This window comes from Cognatundibacterium rugosum (assembly GCF_014284365.1).
Lineage (GTDB): Bacteria > Pseudomonadota > Gammaproteobacteria > Burkholderiales > Burkholderiaceae_D > Undibacterium > Undibacterium rugosum.
Genome location: NZ_JACOGG010000015.1, coordinates 1 through 13,530, shown reverse-complemented (window position 1 = coordinate 13,530; position 13,530 = coordinate 1). Strand labels below are relative to the sequence as shown.

Sequence of the window (13,530 nt, the reverse complement as noted above, 5' to 3'; positions counted from 1 at the left end):
CTGCCAGAGTGTACCAAATCAGGGGAAAAACGGAAGATTGTGCAGTGCAGAGGCTATAATGCTGGCCTATGAATTTACTAAAGACTCTCGTTTCTATCAGCGGCATGACCATGCTTTCCCGTATCACGGGGCTGGCGCGCGACGTATTGATCACCACCAAATTTGGCGCAGACGGCATGACCGATGCGTTTAACACCGCCTTTCGCATTCCGAATCTGCTGCGCCGCTTGTTCGCTGAGGGCGCATTTGCACAGGCTTTCGTGCCGATATTGGCTGAATATAAAACCCAGCAGGGGGAGCAAAAAACCAAAGACCTGATCGACCATGTGGCGACCTTGCTGGTCTGGGCCTTAGTGCTGACCTGCGCGCTAGGCGTGGCAGCGGCACCCGCCATCATGTATGCGGCAGCCAGCGGCTTTGTCGACCGGCCGGATGATTTTGCGGCCAGTGTGGTGATGACCCGTATTATGTTCCCCTACATAGGCTTTATGTCCATGGTGGCGCTGGCTGGCGGCATCCTCAATACCTGGCGTGAATTCAAGATCCCGGCCTTTACACCGGTACTGTATAACCTGACGTCGATTGCGGCATCGCTGTGGCTGGCACAGCATTTGGAAACACCGATTTACGCGCTCGCGATTGCGGTCTTTGTCGGTGGTTTGCTGCAATTGGCTATACAAGTACCGGCATTGATACGGGTGGGGATGTTGCCACGCATAGGCTGGCGGCCCGACACCGCCTGGCAGGATGCCGGGGTGCGCCGCATCCTTAAGAATATGGCACCGGCCTTGTTGGCCGTGTCGGCTTCACAAATCAGCATTCTGATCAATACCAATCTGGCCACGCGTATGGTGCCGGGCAGTGTGAGCTGGCTGGCCAGTGCTGACCGCCTGATGGAATTCCCGACCGCGATACTTGGCGTGGCACTGGGTACGATACTGCTGCCGGGTTTGTCTAAAGCGAATGCGGATGGCGATAAAGAAGAATATTCAGCCTTGCTGGACTGGGGCTTGCGGCTCACATTTTTGCTGGCGATGCCTGCCGCGGTGGCACTGGCAATTATTCCTGAGGCGCTGACTGCGACCTTATTCCATCAGGGTAAGTTCAGTGATCATGCCGTGCACATGACGGCCAATGCCTTGCTTTCGTATGGCATCGGTCTGATTGGTCTGATCCTGGTCAAAATTCTGGCTCCTGGCTTTTACGCGCAGCAGAATATCCGTACCCCGGTCAAGATCGCGCTGTCAGTGATGATCGCTACCCAGTTGATGAACCTGATTTTCGTGCCTTGGTTCGCGCATGCCGGGCTGGCGCTGTCGGTTGGTCTGGGCGCTTGCGTCAATGCGGGTTTGCTGTACACCGGTTTGCGTCGTCGCGGCATTTATCAGCCACGTGCGGGCTGGCTGCCTTTCTTCATTAAACTCGCTGCAGCCTTGCTGATCATGGCCGCCACCTGTTCCTGGATTTCAGATCAGTTCCCATGGCTGGAAATGAAATCCACCCCGTACCTGCGCGCAATGATTATGTGTGGACTGGTACTGATTTCGGCCGGTGTGTATTTTGCGGCACTCGGTATCATGGGCTTCCGCTTTAAAGATTTCCGCAAAACGACCAAAGCCTGATTCAGGGCAAATAGCAGGATCGCATACATCTGCTTACAAATGCTTGCGATCCTGCTGTCATCCGCTTTCATCCGGGCAGCGTTAACGCTGAACTCACGCTGTACTCAAGCAGCACTCTTGTAGCACGCGTGCTGCATCACAGCGCAACCCGGACAAGGACAGAAATCATGAAAGCGTCTGCATTCTTCATCGCCTTATCGCTGGCCGCTGCCAGTCTGACAGGTACTTCCTCCGCCCATGCCAGCGATATCGGTGTCTCAGTATCTGTTGGTGATCCTGGCTTTTATGGCCGTCTGGATATAGGCAATACCATGCGGCCACAACTGGTGTATGAGCGGCCGCTGCTGGTGAGCCAGCCTCCTGTGTATATCGAACAGCCCTTGTATCTGCGTGTTCCACCCGGCCATATCCATCACTGGTCCCACCATTGTTATCGCTACGATGCCTGCGGCCGCCAAGTCTATTTTGTGCAGGATAACTGGTACCAGACGGTGTATGTGCCATCCTATCGGCGTTATGCACCGGCACCCGTCTATGGCTGGGATCGCTATGAGGACAGACGTTATCGCGATGACTCCCGGCGCTGGGAGCACGAGCGCAGGGAAGAGCGGCGTGAGTGGCGCCGGGAAGAGCACGGCCGTGAGCACGGACACCGGCGCGACGACTAAGGTGGACGCCTGAGCTGTTTGAGATTCAAGCTGAAGCGGATGCGCGCAATCCGGCTTCATCCAGAAATTAGCAGTCGCGTTATTTGCTGCTTCAAATGAAATGACACACGTAGTCCAGGGTTTCCAGTGTTTCTATCTCAAAGCTGGAATTGGCCGCTACCTGAAATTGCTGGCCAGCCTGGTATGTCTGCCAGTCCTGACTGCTTTGCAGACGTATGCGGCATTGACCGGCGTTCAATTCCATGATTTCCGCTGCTGCCGTGTTAAACACTAAGGTGGATGGAAAAATCACCCCTAAGGTTTTTTTACTGCCGTCTGCGAACAGCACGGTGTGCGAAACGCATTTACCGTCAAAGTAGAGGTTGGCTTTTTTTACGATACTGACCTGATCAAACTGTGTGCTCATGAATGTCCCAAAAAAGTGTTCAGCGCAAAGTGAAGGCGCCGGGAGTTGAAAGACGAAATGACAGAAATGACAGATAAAAAAAGCCCGCATCAGTCAACGATGCGGGCTTTTTCATATGACATGCCGTAGTGCTTACTGACCGCGTTTTGCACGCGCGTTGGCGGCGATACGCATACGCAGTGCATTGAGCTTGATAAAGCCGCCAGCATCAGCCTGATTGTAGGCGCCGCCGTCTTCATCAAACGTCGCGATATTCATGTCAAACAGCGAGTCGGTTTTCGAATCGCGTGCCACGGTAATCACATTGCCTTTGTACAGTTTGACACGTACCCAGCCATTGACGGTTTGTTGGGTATGGTCGATCAGCGTTTGCAGTGCGACGCGTTCCGGAGCCCACCAGTAGCCGTTATAAATCAGGCTGGCGTAACGTGGCATCAGATCATCTTTCAGATGCGCGACTTCACGGTCCAGTGTGATCGATTCGATCGCACGGTGTGCACGCAGCATGATGGTGCCGCCTGGCGTTTCATAGCAACCACGGGATTTCATACCGACATAACGGTTTTCGACCAGATCCAGGCGACCAATGCCGTGTTTGCCACCCAGTCGGTTCAGTTCGGTCAGCACAGTGGCCGGAGACATGCGTACGCCGTTCAGGGCTACGATGTCGCCGCGTTCAAATTCGATATCCAGGTATTCTGGCGCATCGGGAGCCTGTTCCGGGCTGACGGTCCAGCGCCACATGCTTTCTTCGGCTTCCGCACTTGGGTTTTCCAGATGGCGGCCTTCGAAGCTGATGTGCAGCAGGTTAGCATCCATGGAATAAGGCGCACCGCCGTTTTTGTGTTTCATGTCGATATCGATGCCTGCGTCTTCTGCATATTTGAGCAGTTTTTCGCGCGACAGCAAATCCCACTCACGCCAAGGCGCGATGATTTTCACGCCTGGCATCAGTGCATACGCACCGAGTTCAAAACGTACCTGATCATTGCCTTTGCCAGTCGCACCGTGCGAGATCGCATCGGCACCTGTTTCTTTCGCGATTTCGATCAGGCGTTTTGCGATCAGCGGACGTGCAATGGACGTGCCCAGCAGGTATTCGCCTTCATAAATGGTATTGGCGCGGAACATAGGGAAAACAAAGTCACGCACAAATTCTTCGCGCACATCGTCGATGTAGATGTTTTCCGGTTTGATACCGAATTTCAAGGCCTTGGCACGTGCCGGTTCCAGTTCTTCGCCCTGACCCAGATCCGCAGTGAAGGTCACGATTTCACATTGGTAATTGTCTTGCAGCCATTTCAGAATAACGGAGGTATCCAGACCGCCGGAATAGGCGAGGACGACTTTCTTAATATCGCTCATGTTGTACTTTCTGTTAATAGTGTTATGCCAAGCGAAAAACCTCTCAACACGGAGACACAGAGACTCAGAGGAAGCGCAGAGAAAAGCTTAGGAGGAAATTGGAAATGCATTTGCCATTCTCCTGTTTTTCTCCGAGTCTCCGTGCCTCTGTGTTGAGAGGTTTTCGTAAATTTTTTTATCCTTCGATCTTGCCCACCACCAGATATTCGAGCAGCGCTTTTTGCACGTGCAGGCGGTTTTCTGCTTCATCCCACACTACAGATTGCGGGCCATCGATCACACCGGCAGACACTTCTTCGCCGCGGTGTGCGGGCAGGCAGTGCATGAACAGCGCATCCGGATTAGCGCGCGCCATCTTGGCCTCATCCACGATCCAGCCGTCAAAGGCTTTCAGGCGCGCCTCGTTTTCTGCTTCATAGCCCATGCTGGTCCAGACGTCTGTATTGACCAGATCCACGCCTGAACAGGCGTCGGACGGGTTGTCGAACAGGGTGTAATGGGTGGCATCTGCGCCAACCAGCGACATGTCCATCTCATAGCCTTTCGGTGTAGAGACGTGCAGGTGAAAACCAAATACCTGCGCGGCCTGCAGCCAGGAGTACAGCATATTATTGGCGTCACCTATCCAGGCGACTTTTTTGCCAGCGATAGAGCCACGGTGTTCTATATACGTGAACACGTCAGCCAGGATCTGGCAGGGATGGTGCTGATTGGTCAGGCCGTTAATCACAGGTACGCGCGAATTGGCAGCGAATTTTTCTATCATTTCCTGCTCAAAAGTGCGGATCATGATGATGTCGCACATGCGCGACATGACTTGACCGGCATCTTCCACGGGCTCTCCGCGTCCGAGCTGACTGTCACGCGTATTCAAATAAATCGCAGCACCACCAAGCTGATGCATACCTGCCTCAAATGACAGACGGGTACGGGTGGAGTTTTTTTCGAATACCATCACCAGCGTGCGGTCCAGCAGTGGATGATAGGTCTGATACGCCTTGAAGCGCTGTTTAATAATGCGCGCACGCTGCATCACATATTCAAATTCTGAGCGTGTGAAGTCGGAGAATTGCAGGAAGTGTTTGATAGCCATAAATAAAACGGGCAGCATGAGGCATGCCGCCGCCTGTCATAACTGCTTAATTATAAGGGATTAAACTCTCTTTCCCATACGAAATTCAGGAAAAAGCAATTTAAGGCGTAATAGTGCCGTGAATATGAGTTATTGACGAATTATTCATGCACATTCGACGAATTATTCACGGACTATTCTGACTTGGTCAGTATATTTGCACACCGGAGCAACTTACTCCAGATGGTCGATTCTAGTCAATTAGTGAAAAAACTTAATTCAATACGGAAATGTTGCTTGTTTGCCAGTAGTAAATGACCGCATCATATTTATAATTGTACGCATTTCCCGAAATCGTTGTTCTGCGTTGAAATAGCGTAAAGCGGAGCATAGCGAAGTAGAGCAGGGTAGGAATTACGCTCTGCCTGTTCAGGAATACATCAGATTAATCAGCCACACTTTTTTGAGTCGAAACTATGAGCGCACTGTTAGCCGGACTGACCGTCCTGATCATTGGCGATAGCCACATGTCCACCCCTGATTATCTGATCTCGACTTTGCACGATGATCTGATGAATAAAGGTGCGGTGGTCTATTCCTTTGGCGCCTGCGGCGTGGCCGCCGGTGACTGGATGGTGAAGAGCCAGTCCTCCTGCGGCGGCGCGGTGCGCCTGAAAGATGGCCCGGTAGAAGTGAAAACCGGTCAGGATGCAATGACGCGTCCTTTCAATGAATTAGTGAAAACCTATAAGCCAAATCTGGTGGTGGTCGTGAATGGGGACACCATGGCTGGCTATACTCAGCCTGAACTGCAAAAGACCTGGATATGGCAGCAGGTATCACGTCTGACTAAGGGCGTCAAAAATAATGGCGTGGCCTGCGTTTGGGTAGGCCCAGCCTGGGGTACAGAGGGCGGTAAATTCAACAAAACTTATGCGCGCGCAAAAGAAATGTCGGGCTACTTGTCTGAAATCGTCGCACCATGCACCTATGTGGATTCGCTCAAACTATCACAGCCTGGCGAATGGGGCACGATAGATGGTCAGCATTTTGACAATGCCGGTTATAAATCCTGGGGAACGGCGATCGGTAATGCGATCAGCACACCAGCGATTATCAATACGATCAAGCGTTAAGCCATTTTCAAGACGCGATAAAGCCAGTCCCAGCCAGTCCTGCGCGACGGGACTGGCTGTTAAATAAAACAAGCAAGTAATGAAGCAAGTAAGCTGCAAGCAGCTTGATAAGCCTGCTGGCAACCGGAAAGCCACCGAACCCTGACACCTAATATGAAAAAATTTGCCCTTAGCTGCATCACACTGGTGCTGTCCCTCAATGCCTATGCGGATAATCCTTTATATGAAACCGGTCCCGGTCAGGATTCGTCATTTGTGCGTTTTCTAAATGCCGCCAGTGATAAAGCCAGCGTGGTCAATGGCAGTGCCAAAGTGGCTTTGGGCGCACAGACAGACAATCGCGTATCGCGTTTTTATCCGGTCAAAGCCGGTGATAAGCTGAGTGCTACGGTACAGGTCGGCAATCACAAAGCAGCGATTGATGTCGTTGCCAAGCCCGGTGAATTCATCACTATCGCCATCGTCAATAAAGGCAATGGTCTGGACAGCCTGATCGTGCGTGAATCACCTACTGATTTCAATGCCAATCGCGCTTCCATTTCCTTGCTCAATGCTGATCCAGCCTGCACCGCAGCTGGCCTGAATGGCGGTGCAAAAGGTGCGTCGGTATTTGAGAATGTGGCGACTGGTACTACCCAGCGCCGTCTGGTGAATGCCGTTAAGCTCAGCGTGCAGGCACAGTGCAATAAGGCCGATACCGGTGCGGCAGTGGATATGGGGCAGTTGCAGGCGGGCGAGCGCTACAGCGTGATCGTGATTCCGTCCAAAAAAGCGCAACAAGTCTTCTTCGTGCGCGATAGCACATCCTGATCTGACACCGGACCGCAGCTATGGTATTTGCCTCACTTGAGTTTCTGACTCTGTTTTTGCCCCTGTTCTTTGCCCTCTACCTGGTCACACCGCAGAACTACCGCAACCATACGCTGCTGGTCGGCAGCTGGATTTTCTATGCCTGGTGGACGCCCAAGTTCCTGATCCTGATTATCGCGCTGACCCTGTTGGCCTGGGGTGCAGCGATTCTGATCGATAAGAGCCAGGACGAGAAATGGAAAACGCGCTGGATGGCGTGGACCATCGTGCTCAACCTCGCTTCGCTGGTCTGGTACAAGTACACCAATATGCTGGTGTCCACACTCAATGAATTCCTGACCGGACGCCAGATGGAAGCACTGCCTTGGGAACATGTGATGCTGCCCATCGCCTTGTCATTCACGGTATTGCACGCGATTTCCTATGTGGTGGACGTACGGCGCAAGGTGGTGCCGGCGCAGTATGATGTGCTGGCGTTCTCAGCCTATATGGCGATGTTCCCGCATTTGATCGCCGGGCCTATCGTGCGTTACAAAGTCATCGACAAGGAATTGCGTGAACGCGTGTTTTCAATGGAGAAGTTCTCCTTAGGTGTGCGTCGCTTCATGATCGGTTTTTCCATGAAGGTGCTGATCGCCGATACGCTGGCACCGGTGGTTGCACTGTGTTTCGGCCTCAAACACCCTGGCTTCTGGGATGCCTGGGTAGGTTGCATCGCCTATACCTTACAACTGTATTTTGATTTTGCCGGTTATAGTGCGATGGCGATCGGCCTCGGGCTGATGCTGGGCTTTCATTTCGAAGAGAATTTCAACAATCCGTATCTGGCGGTATCGATACAGGATTTCTGGCGCCGCTGGCATCAGACTTTGTCGTCCTGGTTAAGGGATTATCTGTATATCAGCCTGGGTGGGAATCGTCAGGGACCGTTACGCACCTATGTCAATCTGATGCTGACCATGGCGATAGGTGGTTTGTGGCATGGTGGCGATAACTGGAATTATCTGATCTGGGGCATTATTCAGGGCACGGCCTTGTGCTGTGACCGTGCGTTTACCCAGCGTGGTTTATCCATGCCGGATTATGCCTCGCGAGCATTGACCATGCTGACCGTGATGTTCGCCTGGACGATCTTCCGTGCCAGCGGTTTTGACAGCGCACTGGGCATGTGGGCCGGTCAGCTCGGCTTGCACGGCTTTGGCATCCAGGATGAAGTGATCCTGGCGCTGCGTCCTATGATTATTCTGACTTTTTTTATTGGCTTGCTGTGCGTCGTCTATCCCGCCACACCGGTCGCCAAACGCGGCGGTCTCGGTGTAATGAGCTGGAGCATGCTGTGGCCAGTGCTGACTTTCTGCTACGGCGTGATTGTGCTGGCGGGTCAGAAGGCCGTTCCCTTCCTGTATTTTCAGTTTTAAGAGGCTGATATGAGTGAATCATTTATCTATCGCCCTGAACGTGCCGGACTGTGGAAGTACCTGCCGGCAGCTGCGTTTGCGGCCATCACGCTGGGCGGTTTTGCCGTTGGTATTCAGACGCTGCGCGCAATTCCATCCGACAAATGGGCGCAGATGGCTGACTGGAAAAAAGTCGCGCAGGGCGAGTCCACCCGTTTGCTGACCTCGCAATTGAACGAAAAATTCATCTTCAGCAAAGCCTTTGCCGCAACCGAACGCGCGGTCAGCTGGAACCTGGTGCGGGACACCGGCACTCAGGTCAAGCCAGGGTGTACAGGCTGGTTTTTTCTGACCGACGAACTGACTAGCTTCGATGGTGCGGCCCAGAACGCCAAAGCACGCGCCTGGATGGTCGGACAGGTGGCAAAACTGCTCAAAGCGCAAGGCATACCGTTGGTCGTGGCCGTGGTGCCAGACAAGGCACGCATAGAAAGCAGTCATACATGTGGCATGTATCGTCCGGTTGCTTTTGGTCCGAGGATGGATCAGTGGATAGGCGAGTTACAACAGGCGCAGGTGCCAGTGCTGGATTTGCGCTTGCCGCTGCAGGCTGTGACCGGGGAGCGTTATTACCGCACCGATTCTCACTGGAATGAAGCCGGTGCCAACGCGGTGGCCGCATATATCGCGACTCAGTTACGTCAGAAGCAGTGGATCAGCTCAGACGCTGCGCCACTCAATGCCGACAGCGTGAAGAGCCGTCAAGGCGAACGCATGGGCGATTTGTACAAAGTCTCCAGCCTGGAAGATGTGCCAGCCTGGGCCAGACCGGCGACTGAAATCACCACCCTCAGCGAAGTCGCACCGGTGGTGGTCCATAGCGATGATTTGTTTGGTGACAGCGGCTTACCTGCCTTATCGCTGATCGGTACTTCGTTCAGCCTGCGCGGTAATTTTGTGCCTTTCCTGAGCCGCCATGTGGGTGCGCCGGTTGCGAATCTGGCGAAAGATGGCGGGGCCTTTGACGGCGCTGCGCAAGCTTATTTTCATAGCAAGGAATTCAGTCAGGACGCCCCCAAGCTGGTGTTGTGGGAAATCCCGGAACGCATGATACAACGCCCGTTTGAGCCCAAAGAACGCGCCTGGTTTGAACGTCTGCGTCAGGGTAAGCTCTGATAATGCGAGCACCTTCGATCCAAATACTGATGCACTAAAATTCGTCTTCCCTGTGCAGGCAGGGATCTGGGCCTGTTAACATTTAAATTACGTGTGCGAAAGGGGTAAAACAGGTGCAGGGCTAGGCGCAGCCCGCGCAGCAGTGTGATCACTGTCAGCGGGATGCAACAACGCCATGCGGCTGTTTTACCCCTTTCCCTCCGGGTTCAAGCCAAAACCCGTGCTGGACTGCGTTGCGTGTCTTGTCAGGGGCACCAGCCCTGACGGCGACACACGCCTTGCCAGCCCACGTTTTGGCTTGAACGCATCTCGCAATTTAAATGTTAACAGGCCCTAGTGTCTTGGTGCTGGTACGCCACTGGATTCCAGCCTGCGCGGGAATGACGCTGTCTGAATCAAGCCGGCAATGATGTCTATCATGCCAACAATGAGTATGCATGCCGGATCACACAAAGTGGAACCAGCTAAACGCCTCAATACCCGACAGTTTGCTTCGATTCGTGTACCAGTTGCTCGAATAGCTCGTGGCGCATGCTGCTGATTTCGCCATTGCTGATCGCGGCCAGGATGGCGCAGCCGGGTTCAGTGTGGTGGTGGCAGTTATAGAAGCGGCATTTGCCCAGATGTGGCACAAATTCTGGGAAGGCCCGTTCCAACATGCCTTCGCTCAAATGATGCAGACCAAACTCCTGAAAGCCTGGTGAATCAATCACATAGGATTGTGCGTCGAGCTGATACAGGCGGGTGAAAGTGGTGGTGTGCTTGCCGGTATCCAGCGCAGCTGAAATTTCACGGGTGGCGATATCGGCATCCGGGATCAGCAAATTAATCAGCGAAGATTTACCCATGCCGGATTGACCGATCAGGATAGTGCTTTGACCACGTGTCAGCGTTTCCAACAACACGCGGGTTGCTTCAGGCTGTTCTTTGGCTGATACCTCATGCACAGGATAGCCCAGCCTCGAGTACAGTCCGGCGCGCTCCCTGGCCTTATCGAGGGAGGCGGTGACATCAGTTTTATTCAGTATCAGCACAGGCTGTATACCAGCCGATTCCGCCGCGACCAGTGCGCGCGAGACCAGATCATCGCTGAAGCTGGGTTCAGTCGCGATCACGATCAGCAATTGCGTCAGATTGGCTGCCAACATTTTGGATTTGTACTGATCGGATCGATATAGCAAGGTTTTCCGCGTAGTGATAGCTTCGATCACACCCTGATTTTTCGAGGTCAGTGCAAACTCCACCACGTCGCCGACCGACACATCGCTTTTTTTTCCACGCGTGACGCAGTGCAGCTTATGCTGCTCGCCATCCAGTTCCGCCTGTATCAGATAATGCCGGCCATGCGCGGCGATGACCAGTCCTTGTAAGTGCGCCATCAGGAAAAGCTTTGCTCAAAAATCGCGTCAACCTTGGCCGCGCAAATAAAGTCATTGACCGAAATGCCGCCTTTGCCGTCGTTCACGGTATGGGTGTCGAAACGGATCACACAGCGGTTATAGGTGACCACCAGTTCAGGATGGTGATCTTCTGCGTGGATCACATAGGCGATTGCATTGATGAAAGCCAGGGTTTCATAATAATTTTTGAACTGATAGGTCTTCACGATGCGCGGGCCGTCCTGGCTCCAGCCCGGTGTCGCAGCAAAGTAAGCGCTGAGTTCCGCATCTGCCAGTCCGGTTTCTGTGTGCTGGGATTTGAGTGCGAGTAAGTCGGCTGTTTTCATCATCATTCCTTCAAAGTAGTATCAGGGCTGCGCTTCACTGTGCGGCCAGCAAATGCTGGATACGGATCGCGGCCGGTGGGTGGGAGTCATAGAATGCAGAGTGTAAAGGGTCGGGCGTCAGCGTGGAGGCGTTATCGTCATACATTTTGACCAGTGCCGTAATCAGATCCTGCGCACTTGCATGTTGAGCGGCAAAGGCATCGGCTTCAAATTCATGCTTGCGCGAGCTGATCGCCGCCAATGGAGACAGCAGGAAAGTAAATACCGGCAGAACCAGCATAAACAGCAACAGTGCCATCGCATCATTTTGCGCCAGTAACAGCGGATCAACGCCCAGGCCGGTATAGAACCATACCTGTTGCTTCAGATAGCCGAGCAAAGCCAGAAAACCCAGTGAAAAAACAAACATCACGCCGATACGTTTGACGATGTGACGCAGTTTGAAATGGCCCAGTTCATGCGCCAGCACGGCTTCGATTTCTGCCGGGCTCAGTTTTTCGATCAGGGTATCGAAAAACACGATGCGCTTCGCTGCACCAAAGCCTGAGAAATAGGCATTGCCATGCGCACTGCGCTTAGAGCCATCCATCACAAACAAACCCTTGGAAGCAAAGCCGACTCTGGCCATTAAGCCTTCAATACGGCTGCGCAAGCTGTCATCTTCCAGTGGGGTGAAGCGATTGAATAAGGGCGCGATGAATGTTGGGTAAAGTTGAATTCTAAGAAATAGAAATGCCATCAATGCGATCCAGGTGTACAGCCACCACAGATCACCGGCAGAGGCCATCAGTGTCAGCACCAGCCACAACAGCGGTGCGCCTATCGCTGCGCCCAACAGACTGCTTTTGATCAGATCCCGCACAAACAGCGAGCGTGTCATTTTGTTAAAGCCAAACTTTTCTTCGACCACAAATTGCGAATAGTAAGCAAATGGCAAATCGAGCACACCCGTAATCAGCGCAAATGCGGCAAACAGGCTGAGTTGATACAGCATGCCCGGCCCGGTGATACCCGCAATCGTGACTGACAGCCATTGCAGCCCTCCAAACAGCGTGAAGCCCAATAACACGGGCACATTCAGCATCAGCATCAACAAGCCCAGCTTGGTCTTGGTCACGGTGTAGTCGGCCGCTTTCTGATGCGCTGCCAGACTGATTTTTTCCGCGAATTGCGCTGGCACGCTATCGCGTTTGCTCAGGATGTGGCGGATATGGCGTGCGCTGAGCCAGAACTGCAAGCACACAGAAATCAGCAAAAAGCCGATGAAGAAAACCGAAAAGCTGACAGAATTCATGGGAAAATGTGACATTCGTAAAAAAGCTAAGGAAGAATTATGTCACAAGCGACCGATATGCAAGCAAACAACGCAGCAGCAGCGCGCGCCAATGAGCTCAATCTGATCTGGGTAGACATGGAAATGACCGGTCTGGACCCAGACAATGACAGAATTATCGAAGTCGCCGTCGTGGTCACCGACTCAGAACTCAATGTACTGGCAGAAGGCCCGGTGTTTGCGATTCATCAGTCGGATGCAACCCTCGATAAGATGGATGCCTGGAACAAGGGCACCCACGGCCGCTCTGGCCTGATCGACCGCGTCAAAGCCTCCACAGTCAGCGAAGACGATGCCGAGCAAGCCCTGATCGACTTTCTCAAAGTCTGGGTACCGGCCGGTAAATCGCCAATGTGCGGCAACTCCATCTGCCAGGACCGCCGCTTCATGGCACGCGGCATGCCTAAGCTGGAAGCCTTCTTCCACTACCGCAACCTGGACGTATCCACCCTCAAAGAATTATGCCGCCGCTGGAAACCAGAGCTGCTGGCCGGATTCAAAAAACACCAGAAGCACACCGCGCTGGCCGACATCGTGGAATCCATAGAAGAACTCAAGTACTACCGTCAGCATTTCATCAAGGAGTAAGCTGGCGGCTGCTCTTAGCGTTCGCCTGAATCGCGTCCATCCCATTGTACGAGTGCGAGTCTGGCTTGAACCCAGCTTCGTAATGAAAAAAAAGCTACCCGATTTTTGAAGTGACCCCATTTAGTTGGACAGCTTGATAGTTACGTGGCCAAGGGCTGATTCCTGTATTGAACAGGACTCAGCCCTTTTAATTTCAGTTTTATACGGTCATGATTATAGTAGTGGATGTAG

The 13,530-nt window shown here is 53.0% G+C and carries 14 protein-coding genes; 7 read left to right on the top strand and 7 right to left on the bottom strand.

Annotated elements, in window-relative coordinates; genetic code table 11:
* Positions 1 to 68: 68 nt before the first annotated feature.
* Both murJ and H8K47_RS13810 read left to right on the top strand, forming a co-directional pair.
* Positions 69 to 1,622, top strand: a complete 1,554-nt coding sequence (gene murJ / locus H8K47_RS13815) for a murein biosynthesis integral membrane protein MurJ (protein WP_186881998.1) — start codon at positions 69 to 71, stop codon at positions 1,620 to 1,622.
* 167 nt (positions 1,623 to 1,789) lie between these two features.
* Positions 1,790 to 2,290, top strand: a complete 501-nt coding sequence (locus tag H8K47_RS13810; RefSeq protein ID WP_186881997.1) for a hypothetical protein — start codon at positions 1,790 to 1,792, stop codon at positions 2,288 to 2,290.
* A 91-nt stretch (positions 2,291 to 2,381) separates the two neighbouring features.
* Here H8K47_RS13810 and ppnP read toward each other — a convergent pair whose 3' ends face one another.
* The 3 genes from ppnP to argF all read right to left on the bottom strand — a co-directional run bounded on the left by ppnP (position 2,382) and on the right by argF (position 5,154).
* Positions 2,382 to 2,696 carry a pyrimidine/purine nucleoside phosphorylase gene (gene ppnP / locus H8K47_RS13805; protein ID WP_186881996.1) on the bottom strand — a complete coding sequence of 105 codons (315 nt, stop codon included), beginning with the start codon at positions 2,694 to 2,696 and terminating at the stop codon, positions 2,382 to 2,384.
* A gap of 132 nt (positions 2,697 to 2,828) precedes the next feature.
* On the bottom strand, positions 2,829 to 4,061 hold the full coding sequence (locus H8K47_RS13800; RefSeq protein WP_186881995.1) for an argininosuccinate synthase: 1,233 nt from the start codon (positions 4,059 to 4,061) through the stop codon (positions 2,829 to 2,831).
* 175 nt (positions 4,062 to 4,236) lie between these two features.
* Positions 4,237 to 5,154, bottom strand: a complete 918-nt coding sequence (gene argF, locus H8K47_RS13795) for an ornithine carbamoyltransferase (protein WP_186882065.1) — start codon at positions 5,152 to 5,154, stop codon at positions 4,237 to 4,239.
* Between the two features lie 455 nt (positions 5,155 to 5,609).
* Between argF and H8K47_RS13790 the strand changes: the two genes are divergently transcribed.
* From H8K47_RS13790 to H8K47_RS13775, 4 genes are all read left to right on the top strand, one after another.
* Entirely contained in the window at positions 5,610 to 6,269 is a 660-nt protein-coding gene (locus H8K47_RS13790; protein WP_186881994.1) for an SGNH/GDSL hydrolase family protein, read from the top strand.
* A 153-nt stretch (positions 6,270 to 6,422) separates the two neighbouring features.
* Complete coding sequence (locus tag H8K47_RS13785) at positions 6,423 to 7,079, top strand: alginate O-acetyltransferase AlgF (RefSeq protein WP_186881993.1); 657 nt, start codon at positions 6,423 to 6,425, stop codon at positions 7,077 to 7,079.
* 20 nt (positions 7,080 to 7,099) lie between these two features.
* Positions 7,100 to 8,497 carry an MBOAT family O-acyltransferase gene (locus tag H8K47_RS13780; protein WP_186881992.1) on the top strand — a complete coding sequence of 466 codons (1,398 nt, stop codon included), beginning with the start codon at positions 7,100 to 7,102 and terminating at the stop codon, positions 8,495 to 8,497.
* 9 nt (positions 8,498 to 8,506) lie between these two features.
* The gene (locus H8K47_RS13775) at positions 8,507 to 9,652 is read left to right on the top strand and encodes an alginate O-acetyltransferase AlgX-related protein (protein WP_186881991.1); all 1,146 of its coding nucleotides are present in this window, start codon (positions 8,507 to 8,509) and stop codon (positions 9,650 to 9,652) included.
* Between the two features lie 473 nt (positions 9,653 to 10,125).
* Here H8K47_RS13775 and rsgA read toward each other — a convergent pair whose 3' ends face one another.
* From rsgA to H8K47_RS13760, 3 genes are read right to left on the bottom strand one after another with little or no spacing between them, the layout of a single operon-like run.
* Positions 10,126 to 11,031, bottom strand: a complete 906-nt coding sequence (rsgA, locus tag H8K47_RS13770; protein WP_186881990.1) for a ribosome small subunit-dependent GTPase A — start codon at positions 11,029 to 11,031, stop codon at positions 10,126 to 10,128.
* Positions 11,031 to 11,384: a 4a-hydroxytetrahydrobiopterin dehydratase gene (locus tag H8K47_RS13765; protein WP_408057901.1), complete on the bottom strand. Its 354-nt coding sequence runs from the start codon at positions 11,382 to 11,384 to the stop codon at positions 11,031 to 11,033. The genes rsgA and H8K47_RS13765 overlap by 1 nt, the downstream gene beginning before the upstream one ends.
* 28 nt (positions 11,385 to 11,412) lie before the next feature.
* Positions 11,413 to 12,672 (bottom strand): M48 family metallopeptidase, encoded by a 1,260-nt coding sequence (locus H8K47_RS13760; RefSeq protein ID WP_186881989.1) that lies wholly within the window; start codon positions 12,670 to 12,672, stop codon positions 11,413 to 11,415.
* A 39-nt stretch (positions 12,673 to 12,711) separates the two neighbouring features.
* On the opposite strand from H8K47_RS13760, the gene orn reads away from it, so the two are divergent.
* Positions 12,712 to 13,299 carry an oligoribonuclease gene (gene orn, locus H8K47_RS13755; RefSeq protein WP_186881988.1) on the top strand — a complete coding sequence of 196 codons (588 nt, stop codon included), beginning with the start codon at positions 12,712 to 12,714 and terminating at the stop codon, positions 13,297 to 13,299.
* 140 nt (positions 13,300 to 13,439) lie between these two features.
* Here the strand turns inward: orn and H8K47_RS13750 are convergent.
* Positions 13,440 to 13,530 (bottom strand): IS3 family transposase (locus tag H8K47_RS13750; protein ID WP_186881635.1); only part of this gene is annotated, 91 nt, incomplete at its 5' end.

Coding starts and splice junctions, on each gene's coding strand:
- murJ (WP_186881998.1), top strand. CDS start 69: ATGAATTTACTAAAGACTCTCGTTTCTATCAGCGGCATGACCATGCTT.
- H8K47_RS13810 (WP_186881997.1), top strand. CDS start 1,790: ATGAAAGCGTCTGCATTCTTCATCGCCTTATCGCTGGCCGCTGCCAGT.
- ppnP (WP_186881996.1), bottom strand. CDS start 2,696: ATGAGCACACAGTTTGATCAGGTCAGTATCGTAAAAAAAGCCAACCTC.
- H8K47_RS13800 (WP_186881995.1), bottom strand. CDS start 4,061: ATGAGCGATATTAAGAAAGTCGTCCTCGCCTATTCCGGCGGTCTGGAT.
- argF (WP_186882065.1), bottom strand. CDS start 5,154: ATGGCTATCAAACACTTCCTGCAATTCTCCGACTTCACACGCTCAGAA.
- H8K47_RS13790 (WP_186881994.1), top strand. CDS start 5,610: ATGAGCGCACTGTTAGCCGGACTGACCGTCCTGATCATTGGCGATAGC.
- H8K47_RS13785 (WP_186881993.1), top strand. CDS start 6,423: ATGAAAAAATTTGCCCTTAGCTGCATCACACTGGTGCTGTCCCTCAAT.
- H8K47_RS13780 (WP_186881992.1), top strand. CDS start 7,100: ATGGTATTTGCCTCACTTGAGTTTCTGACTCTGTTTTTGCCCCTGTTC.
- H8K47_RS13775 (WP_186881991.1), top strand. CDS start 8,507: ATGAGTGAATCATTTATCTATCGCCCTGAACGTGCCGGACTGTGGAAG.
- rsgA (WP_186881990.1), bottom strand. CDS start 11,031: ATGGCGCACTTACAAGGACTGGTCATCGCCGCGCATGGCCGGCATTAT.
- H8K47_RS13765 (WP_408057901.1), bottom strand. CDS start 11,384: ATGATGATGAAAACAGCCGACTTACTCGCACTCAAATCCCAGCACACA.
- H8K47_RS13760 (WP_186881989.1), bottom strand. CDS start 12,672: ATGAATTCTGTCAGCTTTTCGGTTTTCTTCATCGGCTTTTTGCTGATT.
- orn (WP_186881988.1), top strand. CDS start 12,712: ATGTCACAAGCGACCGATATGCAAGCAAACAACGCAGCAGCAGCGCGC.